17 protein-coding genes and 1 pseudogene are annotated in these 17,329 nt (G+C 39.5%); 12 read left to right on the forward strand and 6 right to left on the reverse strand.

All coding sequences use genetic code 11. The features are described from left to right. Positions 1–129 precede the first annotated feature (129 nt). On the reverse strand, positions 130–624 hold the full coding sequence (locus CUN59_RS12280) for a bifunctional nuclease family protein (protein WP_104388115.1): 495 nt from the start codon (positions 622–624) through the stop codon (positions 130–132). A gap of 560 nt (positions 625–1,184) precedes the next feature. On the opposite strand from CUN59_RS12280, the gene CUN59_RS12285 reads away from it, so the two are divergent. Beyond that, positions 1,185–1,844, forward strand: coding sequence for a riboflavin synthase (locus tag CUN59_RS12285; protein WP_104388116.1), 660 nt, complete (start codon positions 1,185–1,187; stop codon positions 1,842–1,844). A 203-nt stretch (positions 1,845–2,047) separates the two neighbouring features. Here CUN59_RS12285 and CUN59_RS12290 read toward each other — a convergent pair whose 3' ends face one another. Next, a complete protein-coding gene (locus CUN59_RS12290; protein WP_104388117.1) occupies positions 2,048–3,568 on the reverse strand; it encodes a M23 family metallopeptidase in 1,521 nt (506 codons plus the stop codon). Between the two features lie 153 nt (positions 3,569–3,721). Then, positions 3,722–4,528: a biotin--[acetyl-CoA-carboxylase] ligase gene (locus tag CUN59_RS12295; protein ID WP_104388118.1), complete on the reverse strand. Its 807-nt coding sequence runs from the start codon at positions 4,526–4,528 to the stop codon at positions 3,722–3,724. A 117-nt stretch (positions 4,529–4,645) separates the two neighbouring features. Here CUN59_RS12295 and pgeF point away from each other — a divergent pair, with 117 nt between their 5' ends. Beyond that, on the forward strand, positions 4,646–5,425 hold the full coding sequence (gene pgeF / locus CUN59_RS12300) for a peptidoglycan editing factor PgeF (RefSeq protein WP_104388119.1): 780 nt from the start codon (positions 4,646–4,648) through the stop codon (positions 5,423–5,425). Positions 5,426–5,451: 26 nt separating this feature from the next. Beyond that, on the forward strand, positions 5,452–6,051 hold the full coding sequence (locus tag CUN59_RS12305) for a Uma2 family endonuclease (protein ID WP_104388120.1): 600 nt from the start codon (positions 5,452–5,454) through the stop codon (positions 6,049–6,051). Between the two features lie 3 nt (positions 6,052–6,054). Here CUN59_RS12305 and CUN59_RS12310 read toward each other — a convergent pair. Beyond that, positions 6,055–6,391, reverse strand: a pseudogene (locus CUN59_RS12310) (Uma2 family endonuclease); the annotation flags it as partial. 406 nt (positions 6,392–6,797) lie between these two features. Between CUN59_RS12310 and CUN59_RS12315 the strand changes: the two are divergent. The 8 genes from CUN59_RS12315 (at position 6,798) to CUN59_RS12350 (ending at position 14,256) form a co-directional block, all read left to right on the forward strand. Then, positions 6,798–7,043: a Calvin cycle protein CP12 gene (locus CUN59_RS12315; RefSeq protein WP_104388121.1), complete on the forward strand. Its 246-nt coding sequence runs from the start codon at positions 6,798–6,800 to the stop codon at positions 7,041–7,043. Between the two features lie 238 nt (positions 7,044–7,281). After that, the gene (locus tag CUN59_RS12320; protein ID WP_104388122.1) at positions 7,282–7,872 is read left to right on the forward strand and encodes a DUF3177 family protein; all 591 of its coding nucleotides are present in this window, start codon (positions 7,282–7,284) and stop codon (positions 7,870–7,872) included. 47 nt (positions 7,873–7,919) lie between these two features. Then, positions 7,920–8,219 carry a DUF7734 family protein gene (locus CUN59_RS12325; protein ID WP_104388123.1) on the forward strand — a complete coding sequence of 100 codons (300 nt, stop codon included), beginning with the start codon at positions 7,920–7,922 and terminating at the stop codon, positions 8,217–8,219. A gap of 131 nt (positions 8,220–8,350) precedes the next feature. Then, on the forward strand, positions 8,351–9,466 hold the full coding sequence (gene cbiD, locus CUN59_RS12330) for a cobalt-precorrin-5B (C(1))-methyltransferase CbiD (protein WP_104388124.1): 1,116 nt from the start codon (positions 8,351–8,353) through the stop codon (positions 9,464–9,466). Between the two features lie 388 nt (positions 9,467–9,854). Then, on the forward strand, positions 9,855–11,477 hold the full coding sequence (guaA, locus tag CUN59_RS12335) for a glutamine-hydrolyzing GMP synthase (protein ID WP_104388125.1): 1,623 nt from the start codon (positions 9,855–9,857) through the stop codon (positions 11,475–11,477). A gap of 186 nt (positions 11,478–11,663) precedes the next feature. Continuing rightward, on the forward strand, positions 11,664–11,924 hold the full coding sequence (gene grxC / locus CUN59_RS12340; protein WP_104388126.1) for a glutaredoxin 3: 261 nt from the start codon (positions 11,664–11,666) through the stop codon (positions 11,922–11,924). Between the two features lie 128 nt (positions 11,925–12,052). Continuing rightward, entirely contained in the window at positions 12,053–13,015 is a 963-nt protein-coding gene (gshB, locus tag CUN59_RS12345) for a glutathione synthase (protein WP_104388127.1), read from the forward strand. Between the two features lie 230 nt (positions 13,016–13,245). Beyond that, on the forward strand, positions 13,246–14,256 hold the full coding sequence (locus CUN59_RS12350) for an adenosine deaminase (RefSeq protein ID WP_104388128.1): 1,011 nt from the start codon (positions 13,246–13,248) through the stop codon (positions 14,254–14,256). A gap of 99 nt (positions 14,257–14,355) precedes the next feature. On the opposite strand, the gene CUN59_RS12355 is transcribed toward CUN59_RS12350, so the two are convergent. Then, complete coding sequence (locus CUN59_RS12355; RefSeq protein ID WP_104388129.1) at positions 14,356–14,688, reverse strand: rhodanese-like domain-containing protein; 333 nt, start codon at positions 14,686–14,688, stop codon at positions 14,356–14,358. Positions 14,689–14,867: 179 nt separating this feature from the next. Here CUN59_RS12355 and mutL point away from each other — a divergent pair, with 179 nt between their 5' ends. Next, positions 14,868–16,535, forward strand: coding sequence for a DNA mismatch repair endonuclease MutL (gene mutL / locus CUN59_RS12360; RefSeq protein ID WP_104388130.1), 1,668 nt, complete (start codon positions 14,868–14,870; stop codon positions 16,533–16,535). Here mutL and CUN59_RS12365 read toward each other — a convergent pair. Beyond that, a complete protein-coding gene (locus tag CUN59_RS12365; protein WP_104388131.1) occupies positions 16,523–17,281 on the reverse strand; it encodes a cobalt-precorrin-6A reductase in 759 nt (252 codons plus the stop codon). The two genes, mutL and CUN59_RS12365, sit on opposite strands and share 13 nt — an antisense overlap. Between the last annotated feature and the right edge of the window lie 48 nt (positions 17,282–17,329).

Below are 17,329 nucleotides of genomic sequence, written 5' to 3' on the forward strand. Positions count from 1 at the left end.
AGAAATTCTATATCAAAACCGATAGCGATGAAATCCGCCATGATCATCATTGTTGAGGTTGAGAAAAAATGGAGAAATTGTAGATTTTTGACGATTTTATGATTTTTCTCCATTCTCATTATTTACAACTTAATCACCATTACCAAACCGTTTAATCAAATCTTCAGGACGGAGATTGGAAATAAATTCCCGGAAAGCTTGCTGTTCAGCTTCATCAGCATCACGATCCACAGGAATAGAAGCATCAGCTACAACTTCTTCCATGACCCAAATTGGTGTATTTGTACGCAAAGCAATAGCGATCGCATCACTAGGACGAGCATCAATCTCTTTTTTCACCTCTCCTTGCTGAAGAATTAAGGCGGCATAAAAGGTATCCTTTTGCAAAGTATGAATAATAACTTTATCTAAAGTCATATTCCATGCTTCGAGCATATTCACCATTAGGTCATGTGTTAAAGGTCGAGGAGGCTTTTGATTTTCCATTGCCCCCATAATTGCCCTAGCTTGTTCCTGACCTATATAAATGGGTAAAGCCCGACGATCTGAACCATCCTTCAGAAGTACAATTGGACTGCGGGTGATCGCATCTAATGCTATACCAGCGACTTTCATTTCTATCATTGGTTCAGCCTCTAAAATTCTTTAATCGCTTGGGACTATGTAGTAAGTAACACACTTTTTCTGTTCTTCCTGGGGCAGAAATAAACATAGGGTTTTTCTGGTCTATAATGCTTCTATTAAACTCTAATAGGATAACGGTGCATAAGCCATAATCTCGGTGAATCACAGTCTTAAATTATAGAAATCGCCCAAGTGTCGAGAAAATTAACTAATGATAAAACACAAGACACAAACAGACTTGCCACCCCCTCACCTCTCACCTCTTAGCTGTTACCCGTCAAAACTCAACACAAAAGTTTGCCTTGGCTCTACCTATCTAGTGATGAGGTATAAATGAACTAATTTTGCACCGACTTTAACCACTAATTTATTGATCCTTCATATTTTATCCTTCTTTAATCTTATGATTCAAGTATGCCTTGGGATTGATGCTAATATATTAATATTCATTTAGCAAAATGAGGAAAAATTAAACTGGAGAACCTTTACATTTTTTCCTAGAATTATTAGTTAATTTCCGCCAAAATTAGGCAATAAATAGATTTAGTTTTGCAAAAGCTGTGTTTACAGGATTAATTCAAGGTTTAGGAACAATCAAACCCCTAAGGGGAGATTTGTGGCAGATCAATTGTCTTACTCAATCAGAGACAATAGTTCAAGATTTGGCTTATGGTGACAGTGTAGCGGTAGATGGGGTCTGTCTGACAGTTGCAGAAATCTTAAAAGATGGATTCATTGCCACCGCTTCCCCAGAAACCCTGGGCCGCACCACATTAGGCAAAGAAGAAACTCAACAAAGATACGTCAATCTAGAAACATCACTGCGGGTAGGTGGTAAAGTCGGCGGTCATTTTGTGATGGGTCATGTAGATGGAATTGGTCAGTTAATTACATCAGTACAAACTGCTACTTCCTGGGAAATGACCTTTGTTGCACCACCAGCGATCGCTCGCTATATAGTTTATAAAGGTAGCATCGCTGTTAATGGTATCAGCCTCACCGTAGCTGAATATACATCCAAATCATCTCAATTTACAGTCGCCGTCATCCCCCTCACATACAGTGAAACTAATCTCAGTCATTTAGTTCCCGGTAGTTGGGTAAATTTAGAAGGCGACATCCTTGGTAAATACGTAGAAAAATTCCTCACATCGGCAAATAATCACCATCAACAAGAGGAAATCACACCTGCATTCTTAGCAGAAAACGGGTATTTGTAGAGCGAGGGAACAGGGAACAGGGAACAGGGAACAGGGAACAGGGAATTGGGAATGGGGAATTGGGAATAGGGAATAGGGAATTGGGAATTGGGAATTGGGAATTGGGAACGGGGAACGGGGAACAGGGAACAGGGAACAGGCAGGAGTAGGGGCGAACGGCCGTTCGCCCCTACAAAAACCGTCAACAGTCAACCATAACCAAATTAGCGAGCTTGGGCTGTTCTTGTTCCTTGTGTTCTTCCTAGTAACTGACTCAGTCCACCTTGTAACTGCACACCTGGGTCAACAGCCACCCATCCATTTTGGGTGAGGTGACGGACTTCAAAGTGGAGGTGGGGTCCAGTGGAGTTACCAGTGCTACCCACTCGACCAATGACAGTTCCTGGTTCTACTACTTGACCAGGTTGAACCAAGATTTCAGACATATGCCCGTAGAGGGTTTGTTGAGCGGAACTATGATTGATAATTACAGCTAAACCATAACCACCGATCCAACTAGCTGTTTCTACTTGGCCTCTAGCGGCTGCTAAAATTGGTGTTCCCGTAGGCGCACCGATATCTGTACCAGCGTGGAAACGGTGATCGCCTGTGATGGGATGTACTCGCCAGCCAAATAATGAAGTAATGGGTGCGGCCACAGACAAAGGAAAGACTATTCCGCCACCACCACGATAGGCTAGGGTATTAGTATAAGGAACTTCAGGCAATACAGACGCTAGGGAGAAGTCATAGGACACCATACTGGGACGGGGAGCAACATTTCCCTCCATCATCGGTGCTGGTAAACTACCTACCTGGGGCGCGATAGGAGTAGAACTTACCCTAGTTGTGCTAAATTCGCTAGGACTGGGGATAAAACCATTAGCGTTATAACCAGCCTTGTTATGACTGCTGGTATTATTTCTGGAACTTTGCCAATTATTTGGAGTTTGACTAATTTTGTTAACAGTATTAGCCACAACCCCAGCCAGATTGTCTGGTTGTTTGCTGTTTGCTGTGATCGTTTTCAGCGCTGGAGCAACTAGAGGTAGTTTAGCAGTTTCACTTTTTTTCAACCAAGTTGGCACAGATTTTTTAGACTGAGCTAGAGCAGGAGTTTGAGATGGTTTAGCGCAACCATTTTGCCCTGTGGTAACATTGGCACTACAACCGCTAGAACGTTCTGTTACTACTACAGAACTAGGAGGTTCATAGTTATCGGTGTTTGCATTTTTGTAGTCTGTGGGATCAATATAAGCGTTGTTATAATCCGTGAGTTTATTCTCTGTATCCTTAGCAGTATTTTGAGAATTATTTACTGACTGTTCTACTTCTGGCAATTTTTTCACTCTAGAGTCAGTTTCACTCACACTAGCACCAGGTTGAGTATTTTCCCCTTTCGGTTTAGTAATTTTCACAGTATTGCTATTAGAAGCCTTTTGAATATTGGGCCTCTTTTTCAGATTAGCTTGCCGGGCAGAAAAATCTGACTTTGGCTTGGCTATTTCTGGAATAACAACTTCTTTCTGAACTTGACTTGTTCCTGCGGATGGCTGGGAATTTTCAATAGTCGGGACAATATTATCTATTGATGATGATTCCGTTTGAGCATTAACAAAACCGCTACCAAGAATGCTGACACTACTTAGTAAACATAGACTTTGGGCTGGTAATCTAGAAGCAAAGCGTTTACTGATACTACCGTAGTAAGAATTTTTATGGGCAGATTTATGGTGCTGCGTCATTTTTCCCTTGCGTTGTGTGTAATGAACTGACTGTAAGAATTAAGGAGTTCAGGAGTTGAGGAGGCAGGAGGGGCTAACGGCCGCCCGTATAAGAGTTCAGAATAAAGAAATTTCTCCCCTGCTCCCCTGCCCCTGTGGTTCCTATTCCCTGAATCATTTTTGACGATAACCCAAACTGATTGTACCTGGTTGCACGGAAATTTCTGGTATTACCACTGCTTTTGGATCATAAGTTGCCATTTGTAAACGGAGATTACCCTCTTGAGTAACTCCCACTACTGTACCTAAAAAATTATTGACATAGACCTGATCACCCATATTTGTGAGTACATCAAGATAGCGAGACAAAAGAATATTTATTCCTTCGACCTGTAGACAGTCTATACCGGACTTAATTCCTAGTAAAACCTGGGCAGTTAGCATTTCTAAATGATAAATCATCTGATAATTCTGGGAATTTTGCCATAATTGCAGATTAATTCCCGTTTCTGGCACTTCATTTGTCCAGTTAATACCAACACCGATTACAGCCTGAGTAATTTGTCCTTGATTAACTTTGGTTTCCGTTAAAATGCCGCCTAACTTACGACCCTCTAATACTAAATCATTTGGCCATTTTATGCCTACCGGTAGACCACATTTTTGTAATTGTGCTGTAATACCCCACGCACTAGCTAAAGTAAGTTGATAACTGCTAGTGGCTTGTAGTTTAATATCTATTGCCATCGAAAGATATAGACCACCAGTAGAAGACTGCCATTGACGACCCCATTGTCCTCGTCCTGCGGTTTGTTGAGTGGCAATAACTACACAACCAGATTTTTCTCCTTGGTTAATTAGTTGCCACAGGACTTGATTTGTGGAGGATACAGTGTTAAAAATATGTAGAGAGAATGGTAAATTTTGTTGCTGATATTCTACTTTTAAGCTATCTACCAAAAGTTGCCGATTAAATTCCACCGCAGTTCCCCATAGTTCAGTTCAAAATTTTTTTCGTTTTTGGGCAAATCTTTTTGGCTGTTGTTCAAGTTAGCATTGATTAAAGATTGTTAATTTTCTCTTGAGGTTTGGTTGAAGATGCACACTTGGCAATGGCACAATTGGGAAGGCCTACCTTACCTAACTTGTAATTTACTCGAACCCTGGCCACACGGTTTCTTTACCCAACAGTTTTGGCCACGTCCACCCCATGAACTAACTCAAGCACTACAACCAAATGCTTCAGCTTATCGTTTAAAACAGGTACATGGCAATACTGTTTTAACTCCCCAAGAAGTTGATCATCTCCTGAATACCAGTGATGATGATTTAGCTTTGGCAGATGGTTTAATTAGTCAGCAACCTTTACAAGCTGTTTGGGTGGCTTCTGCTGATTGTACACCTGTGTTAATTGGAGATGTGAAAACTGGACAGGTGGCAGCTTTACACGCTGGTTGGCGGGGTACGGCGGCGAAAATTATCCCCGAAGCTATTAACAGAATGCAGTCCCAAGGTAGCAATTTAGCAGATTTGCGGGTGGCAATGGGGCCTGCTATTGCGGGGGAAGTTTACCAAGTTTCTGTGGAAGTAGCGGCAGAAATTGGAAACAGTATCATATCACATGATGATCCAGAAAAAATAGTTGCTGCGTTACATGAATTACCTAATTCACCTTTATTTCCAGATGCAGAACCGGGAAAAGTACGTTTAGATGTGCGTGGGGTAAATGCTTTACAGTTAGAGCAATTGGGAGTTGGTGTAGAACAAATTGCGATCGCTCCTTATTGTACTTTCCAAACTCCCGAACATTTCTTTTCCTATCGTCGAGAAAGGGAAAAAAAGGTGCAATGGTCAGGAATTGTCAGTGTCAGCAAATAATCACAAGTTTTTAAGGAAGCATGATTATGACTATGCCACTTGTAGATGAAGTAATGGAAGAAAAACTTGTAACACTTAAAGATGTTTCTTGGGAACAGTTCAAAGGTATTGAAGCACATCTTTATGAAAACAAGAATCTTCGACTCTCTTATTTATCAGGAATTTTAGAAATTATGTCTCCTATTGGTGAAAAACATGAAAAAGTGAAAAGAACTCTCAGTTTATTATTAGAAGCTTATATGAGAGAGAAAGGTATCCGATTTTATGGTCGAGGTGGTTTCACTTTGGAAGAGACTGGATATGCTTCAGGAACACCAGATGAATCTTATAGTATTGGTACAGAAAAAGAAATTCCTGATATCGTCATTGAAGTTATTGTCACCAGTGGAACTATTAATAGAACAGAGTTATTTAAACCTAAGAGAATACCGGAAATTTGGTTTTGGAAATCTAACACGATCAAAATATTCAGTTTTACCGAAGCGGGAGAATATATAGAAGTAAATCGGAGTAGATTTTTTCCTGATTTAGATCCAGCATTGTTATTACATTATATTGCCATGCCTGATCAATATGATGCAGTTTTTGAATTTCAGCAATTTATCCGCAATCAAACTCACAAATAATAGCTATTCCCAAACAATTTCCATATTTAAAACAAAATCTGGTAAAACATCTTCACCGGATAATTCTTGGGGAAATTCTAATATTTCTACTGGTTGACCAAGACGATAAATTTCTATTTGACCCATTTTCCGATTAATTAACCAACCTAATTTAACTCCATTATTGATATATTCCTGCATTTTTGCTTGGGTTTCTGGCAAGCTATCACTAGGTGACATTAATTCTAAAACAAAATCCGGGGCAATGGGTGGAAAGTTTTCCTGTTCTTCTGGTGTGAGCGCGTCCCATCTTTCTTTTTTTAATCCAAGCAACATCAGGAGAACGATATAACCTCGTCGGATATGATATCAACTGTAGTGAAAATATCAGGTTACTTATTATTAGACTTTTAATTTATCAATTAATGATGAACGTTAATTTCATAGTTAAATTTAGGTGCATTTAGATAAAAAAATAAATTAGCAAGCAAGTACATTTAATAATAATCAAATAGATTATGCTTATAAGCGATACCCCAAGTCTGGATTCAAAATGAAAATTATGCCAGTTATAGGTAGAAAGGCTTATGATATTTATGGGATAACATCCTGGTCATATTTTCCTAAGTGGGTGAAAAGCCTACTGGGAAGATACTACCCACCCAAATTATCACCAAAAGTGTAAAACTAGTTATCTCAGAGAAAAAAAACTACAATTTTCAAAGTTTTACTATACTAGTATCAACAAAACATAACGAGACACAATCATGACCAATACCTCAACACAAGTCACTGGCGATATCCAAGAAAAAATCCAAGAAGAAGTTGAACAAGCTCGCGCTGTATGTGATATCTCAGGTAGCAACTCTGCTGAATGTGCTGCTGCTTGGGATGCTGTAGAAGAATTACAAGCAGCAGCTTCTCACCAGCGCCAAGTCAAGCCCAAGAATGCCTTAGAAAGATACTGTGATGATAACCCAGATGCAGATGAATGCCGTCTTTATGAAGACTAGAATCAGACAATGCCATCAGAAATTAACAATTAAAAATTAAAAAAGTAGATTTCACAGACTTCTGCGAATTTTTAATCGTTGACTATTTTTGCAATGTTGCTCTGGTATATCAATGGTTCTTAAATCTATTTATCAATGGATTTAAACCCAGACGGGGAATCTACTCCCCGTTTTTCTCTTTTCACTAGCATATCTAGCAAATATCCAGGTACAAATTTTCTATTTTTTGATTGACGTTATGACACCAGTATGGTTTCGCCCTTATGTTTGGATGGACTATAGACTATCTTTATTGTTTATCCTGATTATTCCTTTAATTCTGCTGATTTGGGCATTTGTGCAAAAAGCAGAATCAATGCAACGTCTATTAATGATTTATTTTAAAGTGGCTAGTTTATTAGCTATTACCATTTATTTAATGATTGGCAACTTTAGTGCCAGTTTCATCTCTGCTTTAATGGGACGCATTCTCATCCCCATTAGTCTATGGTTTTGGGTAGATATCAATGATGAAATTGAGTATTATCCTAATGGTCTATTAAAATTGATTTTTAGCTCTTGGCGTTGGGCAACTACGGTATATTCGATTTTAGGAGTAATAGCTTTAATACCTTTTGTGGGTTGTGCTTTTTCAACAACCGCAATAAAAACTCCTTATTGTAGTGTTTGGTTAGAAGCTCCATTAATTTTTAAAGACTATTTCCATCATAACAGTAAACCAGCTTTTTTAGGTTTTCTGGGCATAGTGGGGTTAGGATTTTATGTGGTTTACTTGAGTTATTTCGTTATGTTTAAACTATATAAACATGGACGTTCAGCTACACACTAACCAATTGAAAATTTTGAATTACTGAGTTGTTGTCCTAGAAATAATCAATGAATAACTCTATTGCTCAAAGACTGGAAAAATATACAGCAAAAAAACCACAAGAAGTTCTGATTGTCACTGTAGAAATTGATAACGAATCAGATAAAATTGCTGTATTTAAAGGGTTTTCTAGTTCTTTAATGCGTCCTACGGCATTTGATCCCGATGTGCCTGTATTACCAGATACAGCTAAAATTATCACTATTGATAGGATCGCTAGTCCCTATAATCCCGAAGCACCTCGTTATCTGCAACAAAAGATTTCTTGGGAAGAGATGCAAGTTTTGTTAGCAGAAGTGGGAATTTAGGTAAGCTTTTTAGTGATTGAGAATGGTTGTTTTATTTACGCCGTGCTGTACTAGTACACTGCGGTGTGAGTGAACCATTTTCAACCTTTCTGCCTCCTGCCTCCTGAAATTGTTCATTTTTAATTGTCACTATGTCCCGTTCTGGATATACTTTGCCGGTGTTTGCTTGTGGGGCTGCTGTTGCGGCTTTGCATTGGTTACGAAATCATCAAGGTCTCACTGTAGCTGCTATAGACTTGCTTGAACCGGCTCAAATAGCAGAAATACCGATTGAGCAAGTTGCAGGAATATCAGCAAATCAAGCTTTGGCCATTACTCGCAGTGATCCCGGTGATAATCTGGATTTAACTAAAAATACCCCAGTTTGGGCGGTGGTAGAATTTTACGCAGGTGAGGGGGAAGCGGTAATTATTCAGGGTGGAGAAGGCATTGGTAAGCAACTCAACGATGAGGGGAAAGCGGCAATTTATGGTTATGCTCAAAGGTTATTAACAGAGAATTTACAGCGATTATTAGCACCTATAGAAAAAATCAAGGTGACAATTATTTTACCAGAGGGGCGATCGCTCGCACTCCGCACTTCTAACTCCGCATTTGGGGTAGTGGAAGGACTGTCTCTATTAGGAACAACAGGTATTTCTCAACCTTTGAGTACACCTGATCAATTATCAGCTTTTCGCGCTGACTTAGAAGCAAAAGCCAGCCAATTTACAACTTTAGTATTTTGTATTGGGGAAAATGGTCTAGATTTATGTCATAAACTAGGAATTAATCCTGCACAAATGGTGAAAACGGCTAATTGGTTAGGACCGATGTTAGTCGCGGCCGATCTCCTTGGTGTGAAAGAAATTTTATTATTTGGTTATCATGGTAAACTAATCAAACTCGCGGGGGGGATTTTTCACACTCATCATCATTTAGCTGATGGTCGTCGGGAAATTTTAACTTCCCATTGTTCCATACTAGGTCTACCTTCTCCAGATATTGCCACCATTTTTCAGAGTTCTACAGCAGAAGCAGCATTAAAACATTTAAGAATTTTGGATCAGGCAACTGGTAGTAATTGGGTACATCAAGTATATAGCAGCATTGCTGAAACTATTGATATTCGCACTCACGAATATATTAGTAGTCATAATGATCAAGGTAAAGCTCTGATAACCTGTGGTTCTATCCTTTTCGACCGCGATCGCCAAATTCTCATTAAAAGCAAAACAGGTGGTATATTACTAGAAAAATTATGTTAACTTAGGTTGAATTATCATCAATATATCCCATAAAAATACCAAACTATGATTTCCATGATTGATTAGATGAAGATGATTAATTGAACTGTTATAGCAGTACCTTGTCCAAATTGGAAAAAGCCTTGATTTATAGGTTGGGTTGCGCTGTCGCCTAACCCAACCTACGGAAAATAGACAAGGTATTGTTATAGATATAATATTTGATTTATAAAACTATTTGCTTAGATAGGCAAAAAGCAAAAGCCAATAAGCAACAGGATTTTAGAAGATTAAACTATTCTGAGTTGTTTTCCCAAATCAAATATGAGTTTCATATCACCACTAATCAAAAAAATCATCAAAATCGCAGTTTAGACCTTTCTATCCTTAACGACACACTTTCGCTACCATGAATACAGCGGTGAATCTACCAACCGTCCCCTTACCTCAAACACAAGTAAATTTGGGTAAACTCAAAGGACAAATAATTGTAATTTTAGACTTTGGTTCTCAATATTCTGAATTAATTGCCCGCCGTATCCGCGAAACTCAAGTATATTCCGAAGTTCTTTCCTATCGCACCACAGCAGAACACCTACGTCAACTGAAACCCAAGGGCATTATTCTCTCTGGTGGTCCTAATTCTGTGTATAGTGATTACGCGCCCCATTGTGACCCAGAAATATGGGAATTGGGAATACCTGTTCTGGGTGTCTGCTATGGTATGCAGTTGATGGTAAATCAACTCGGTGGCAAAGTTATTCAAGCGCAACGGGGAGAATATGGTAAAGCGGCTCTCTACATAGATGATCCCACGGACTTATTAACTAATGTCGAAGAGGGTACAACTATGTGGATGAGTCATGGAGATTCAGTCACAACCATGCCAGATGGGTTTAAGCTACTGGCACATACCGATAATACTCCCTGTGCAGCGGTCGCTGACCATGACAAAAAACTCTATGGTGTCCAGTTTCATCCTGAAGTCGTACATTCTCAAGGTGGTTTAGCCTTAGTTCGCAACTTTGTTTATCATATCTGTGAATGTGAACCTACTTGGACAACAGCCGCTTTTGTCGAAGAGTCAATAGAGGAAATTCGTGCTAGAGTCGGTGATAAGCGCGTTCTTTTAGCACTCTCTGGAGGTGTAGACTCCTCTACCCTCGCGTTCCTACTCTATAAAGCCATTGGTGAACAACTAACTTGTGTATTTATTGACCAAGGTTTTATGCGGAAATTAGAGCCAGAACGATTACTTAAGTTATTTAAAGAACAATTCCATATTCCTGTAGAATATGTCAATGCCCGTGAAAGATTTATCTCTGCTATCGCTGGAGTAACAGATCCAGAAGAAAAACGTCGCCGCATTGGTCATGAATTCATCAATGTATTTGAGGAAACATCCAAAAGTCTAGGTCATTTTGACTACCTAGCTCAAGGTACACTGTATCCAGACGTAATTGAATCGGCTGATACTAATGTTGATCCGAAAACCGGTGAACGGGTAGCAGTCAAAATTAAAAGTCATCACAACGTTGGCGGTTTGCCAAAAGACTTGAGATTTAAACTAGTCGAACCGTTACGCAAACTATTTAAAGATGAAGTCCGTAAGGTTGGGCGTTCTATTGGTTTACCAGAAGAAATTGTCCAACGTCAACCTTTCCCTGGACCTGGTTTAGCCATTCGCATTTTAGGTGAAGTCACAGCGGAAAGATTAAATATCTTGCGAGATGCTGATTTAATCGTCCGGCAAGAAATTAACCAACGCGGTTTATATAATGAGGTTTGGCAAGCCTTTGCAGTCCTGTTGCCTATTCGCAGCGTTGGGGTAATGGGAGATAAACGCACCTATGCCTATCCGATTGTTTTACGGATTGTCACCAGCGAAGATGGTATGACGGCAGACTGGGCGCGGATTCCTTACGATATACTAGAAGCAATTTCTAACCGCATTGTTAATGAAGTTAAAGGCGTTAACCGCGTAGTTTATGACATCACCTCTAAGCCACCTGGAACTATTGAGTGGGAATAGGGGCAGAGGGGCAGGGGCAGCGGTTCGGCTTACTTCGACCCTTCGACTAGTTCAGGGCATCGGCAGATCGGTACAAGTCGCTCACCGACCGGGAGCAGGGGAGAAAATACTATTTCCTATTCTCTTTTGCCTTTTGCCTATCACCATCGGTAAAATTAAGAAGTATTACATTTTGTTGAAAATATTATGGCTGTGAAAGTAGAAATTTACACTTGGACGACTTGCCCGTTTTGTATGCGTGCTAAAAATCTGCTTAAAAATAAAAAAGTTGATTTTATCGAATACAACATTGATGGCGATGAAATAGCAAGAAATGAGATGTCTAAAAGAGCTAATGGCAAACGCTCTCTACCACAAATTTTTATTAATGATGTTCACATTGGTGGTTGTGATGATATCCACGCTTTAGACCGTCAAGGTAAATTAGATCAGATGCTACTTGCTTAAAATATTGTGGATGGGAATCCCCGACTTCTTTCTCTCATTTTTCTCCAAGATGAGTAAATGAATTTGAAAAGTCGGGGATCTTAAATATTTTTGAATATTAAAATTTGTAGATACAAGAGGTATAAAGGGTGAAACTGGCTTTTATTATTGATCCTATCCATCGTCTTGATCCATGTCATGATACCAGTGTTGCTTTGATGGAAGCCGCGCAAATTCTGGGGCACGAAGTTTGGATCACTCAAGCAAATTTATTGAGTGTAATTGATAGCAAGGCTTGGGCTGTATTGCAGCAAGTAGAACTTGTACCAGTGGAATTAGTGGCAGGACTTTGGTTAGCGGCTGACTCCTGGTTTAAGCCAGGTACAACTGCCTTTACTTCTTTGGAAACAATGGATGCCGTATTTATGCGGACAGATCCACCTGTGAATGATGCTTATCTTTATGCTACTTATATTTTAGATTATATTGACCAAAACAAAACCCTGGTAATTAATAATCCGGCGGGAATTCGGGCGGCAAATGAAAAAATGTATGCACTCCAGTTTAGGGAATGTATTCCTGAAACAATTGTTAGTGCTAATAAACAAGCTATTCGTCAATTTGTAGAAGCCAAAGGCAATACAATTCTGAAACCACTGGGAAATAAAGCCGGAGAAGGAATTTTATTTTTACAGTCAGGCGATCGCAATTTTAATTCTATTGTGGAACTCAGCACTCTGCAAGGTCAAGTTCCTGTCATGGTACAAAACTATTTACCCGCCGCTAAGGATGGAGACAAACGCATTATCCTACTCAATGGTGAACCCATAGGTGCGTTAAATCGTCTTTCTAGTGGTAGTGATTTTCGTAATAATATGGCCACAGGTGGCACAGTGGCACAAACTACTATTACCCCCAGAGAAGAGGAAATTTGTAAACACCTCACCGCCAAACTCTGTCAAGATGGCTTAATTTTTGTGGGTATAGATGTAATTGGTGGCTACTTAACCGAGGTAAATGTTACCAGTCCCACAGGTATCCGTGAAATTGACCGCCTCGATGGTACTCACCTAGCTCATCAGGTCATTCAATGGCTAGAAGCTAATAGGTAAGCAAGCTACGGTGTACAGTTTAATCAAATGGCCTAATAGGGTTTTAATGCCCCTTAACCCCCAATTCTGGGGGAATTAAGAATTTCAAAGTCCCCCAAACTTGGGGGATTTAGGGAGCTAAATTAGCAGAAACGGAAGACAGAATTGAAGGCAGAGAATTCCCAGCAGATCATTTTTTATTTCTAAAATTTTTGTTACAATTAATTAACTTTTTACCGTAAAATACCACTATGGCTTTATACGCAGAATTGCATCGGCATTTAGGTGGTTCGGTTGTACCCCGTGTACTATGGCGATATTTCCAACGTCATAATACTGAGTTAATTTCTCCCTTTGCTGAATATCCAGAATTTGAAGATTTTTATACCCGTCCCCGTAACACCTTAGATGAATATTTAGAACTGCACACCCTAGTTGAAAGTGTGCAAACTGTAGAAACTTTACCCTATTTTATTTACCGCTTATTACGGGGTGCTTATATTTTTGAGAATTTGGCTTATTTAGAATTACGCTATACTCCCTATTTGCGAACTCCTGAACATCTCAATCAAAATGAAAGAATTGATAAAATGGCGGAAATTGTGGATATTGTGGGTAAAGCTAGTTGTTCTTTAGAATATCCCATTGTTACCAGTCAAATTCTTTGTATGCACTCCCGTTTACCCTTTGAGGTAAATAAGGCAATTATTGATTTAGCGGCGCAAAATAGAAAATATGTCTGTGCGATAGATGTGGCGGGAGGCGATCGCTATTATGCTGAACGCATGGAAGAATGGATTAGTTTATATAATTATGCCCATAGTTTAGGTATTAATACCACAGGGCATCTTTACGAAACCAAAGATGGTTGTTATCCAGAATTATTACCCTATTTAATGCGAATTGGTCACGGTATCCAAATTCCCATTTTGTATCCTGAATTACTGCCAGAAATTGCCAGGAGAGGTCAATGTTTAGAAGTTTGTCCCACAACTTACTTAAAAACAGGAACTTTACAAGATATTCGCCAACTTAAATTAGTTTTTGATCGTTGTTTTGAAACCGGAGTTGATATTGCCATTTGTACAGATAACGCCGGCTTACATAATATGCGTCTACCCTTTGAATATGAAAATCTTTTGACTTACGACATTATCAATTTTCAGCAATTACAAGCCTGTCAGGATGCGGCTTTTCGCCATGCTTTTGCCTGGCCTCACAGTCAACGTCCGGCATCTTTATTAACTGCGTTGTTGAAGTAGGTTCAGGAGTCACCGAGTCACCGAGTCAGGAGTCACCGAGTCACCGAGTCAGGAGGAAGAAAGGAAGGAAATTTCTACTCCTCTGCTCCCCTGCCTCCTCTAAACTACCCCTTCTGTAGCCCCACCGATGGCTTTCCAGGCTTGTAAACCTCCAGATAGTTCTGCTACGGATGTAAAACCGAGGAATTGTAAGGTTATCACCGCTTGTGCAGATTGGGTTTCGTTTTCACCGTAGATGTAGATTTGACGCTCTCTGTGTAGGGATGTTTGGGCGCGAGATTCTAAATCATTGAGGGGTATAGAAATTGCTCCTGTGATGCGGCTATGATTGTATGTTGAGAGATCGCGCACATCAATAATTGTAAAAGCAGGCTGACCCCAGAGGAGACTTGTTTTTAAGTCATTCACATCTGCCACTAAATTAATACTCATAAGCTTTTTTTTGCTGCTTGTCCTAATCCAAAATCTAGCAAATATCCTCTATTAATTTGTATTTCTTCAGAATGACAGCAGATTTTAAAAGTTTATTTTCAAGTCATAATATTGTAAGCTAATCTTCTATTGAAGGAGACAATTGTTAATTTTTAATTTGTAATGTTTAATTATTCATGATGACATCTACTATTCAAGCTTTACCAACAGAAGTTGTATATCTAATTACGGCAGGAGAAGTAATTGATTCTTTGGTGGCTGTTGTCAGAGAGTTAGTAGAAAATTCTCTAGATGCTGGGGCAACGCGCATTGTAGTTTCCTTATGGCCACAACAGTGGCGAGTGGGTGTGGCTGATAATGGTTGCGGGATGAATTTGGATGATTTGCAACAAGCGGCAACTGCACACAGTACCAGTAAAATTCATTCCCGTGCAGATTTGTGGAAAATTAGTAGCTTGGGTTTTCGCGGTGAGGCATTACATAGTTTAACAACTTTGGCAGATTTAGAAATTTTAAGTCGTCCTATTGGGGGAACAGAAGGATGGCGAGTAGTGTACAATCATCAGGGAGAAGTGAACCAAGTAGATTTAGTTGCGATCGCACCTGGTACTGTAGTAACAGTTAATAATTTATTTGCCAATTGTGAGGCACGTCGTCAAGGTTTACCGCCAACAAATCAACAATTAAAAGCTGTACAAGGGATAATTCAACAAATAGCTTTATGTCATCCGCACGTTAATTATCAAGTTTGGCAAAATGACAAAGAATGGTTTACGATTTGTCCCGCACAAACGGGCGGACAACTAATTCCCCAAATTCTCTCCCAAGTGCGACAAAGTGATTTACATGAGGTGAATTTACCCATTTCCAATTTACCAAATTCAGCTTTAAATTTAGTCATCGGTTTACCTGATAGATGCCATCGTCACCGTCCTGACTGGGTGAAAGTAGCAATTAATGGCAGGATGATTAAATCACCAGAATTAGAGCAAACAATCCTGTCAGCTTTTCATAAGACATTACCACGCGATCGCTATCCAGTTTGCTTTTTACATTTGACTATTGCTCCTGAACAAATTAACTGGAATCGCAACCCAGCCAAAACAGAAATTTATTTACATGAAATGCCTTTTTGGCAAGAAAAAATTACTGAAGCTATTAATCAATCACTGCGGATTTCTGATCCAAATATTAAAGAATCTGTGCATACCACCAGAGTGAGTAATTTACTCAAGGTAGGAGAATCTAAAGGTGAATATAACTTTAATTCGCAAACATCATCAAATTCCCCCGATCCTGACAATGATACATCTTTAAAAGCAGTTGCCCAAGTCAGTAATACTTATATTGTTGCTGAACATTCTGGGGGAATGTGGTTAGTAGAACAACATATTGCCCATGAAAGAGTATTATATGAGCAATTATGTGATCACTGGCAATTAATCGCCGTTGAACCGCCGATTATTCTTTATCAATTATCACCAGCGCAAGTTTCCCAATTAGAACGAATTGGTTTAGATATAGAACCTTTTGGTGAGAAACTTTGGGCAGTACGAAATGTACCAGCCATGTTAAAAGAACGAGAAGATTGTGCTGAGGCAATTTTAGAATTAAGTTGGGGAGGAGATTTACAAACTGCTCAAGTTGCGGTTGCTTGTCGCAGTGCAATTCGCAATGGGACAAAAATGACTTTACCAGAAATGCAGACCTTATTAAATAATTGGCAACGTACCCGCAACCCCCGCACCTGTCCCCACGGTAGACCAATTTATTTATCTTTAGCAGAATCTACATTAGCGCGATTTTTCCGCCGTAATTGGGTTATTGGGAAAAGTCATGGCATTTGAAAAGGAGTTAATTTGTTTAATAACCATTGCACAGCAGCGTCCACGTCTGGAACTTGTTCTCCTGAGGGTACTGGTGGACGCTTAACCATGACAACCTTGATCCCTAGTTTCTGGGCGGCGATAATTTTTGGATAGGTGGCACTACCACCACTATTTTTACTCACAATTGTATCTATATTATATCTGAGTAAAATTTCCTCTTCACTTGCTAAAGTAAAGGGACCACGATCATATAAAATCAATCCTGGTGGCACAATAATATCTGCGTTGGGATGATCAATCATCCGCATTAAAAACCAAATTTTATGTAAATGTGCAAATGTGCCAATTTCTTGTCTACCAATTGTTAAAAATACTCTTTGACTTTGGTTTTCTAAAGCATTAGCAGCATCTCGATTATTTTCTACTTCTAACCAGTTATCTGTCTCTAATTTTTGCCAAGGTGGACGAACTACCATTAATCTAGGAATACCTACTTCCCATGTTGCGGCAGCGGCATTTTCAGAAATTTGATGAGCGAAGGGGTGGGTAGCATCAATTAATATATCAATTTTCATTTCTTGTAAATAATTTACCAAGCCGGTAACACCACCAAAACCGCCAATTCGCACATTACCGACGGGAGTATGGGGTGCAAGGGTTCGGCCTGCTAAAGAGGCGATCGCTTCAATACCAGCAATATTTGCTACCCTAGCAACTAATTTGGTTGCATCACCAGTACCACAGAGAATTAAAACTCGCAACATATCAATTTTAGATTTTATGTAAGAATTCAGGATTTTAGGAGGCAAGGG

The sequence above is a fragment of the Cuspidothrix issatschenkoi CHARLIE-1 genome (genome assembly GCF_002934005.1).
Taxonomy (GTDB): Bacteria; Cyanobacteriota; Cyanobacteriia; order Cyanobacteriales; family Nostocaceae; genus Cuspidothrix; species Cuspidothrix issatschenkoi.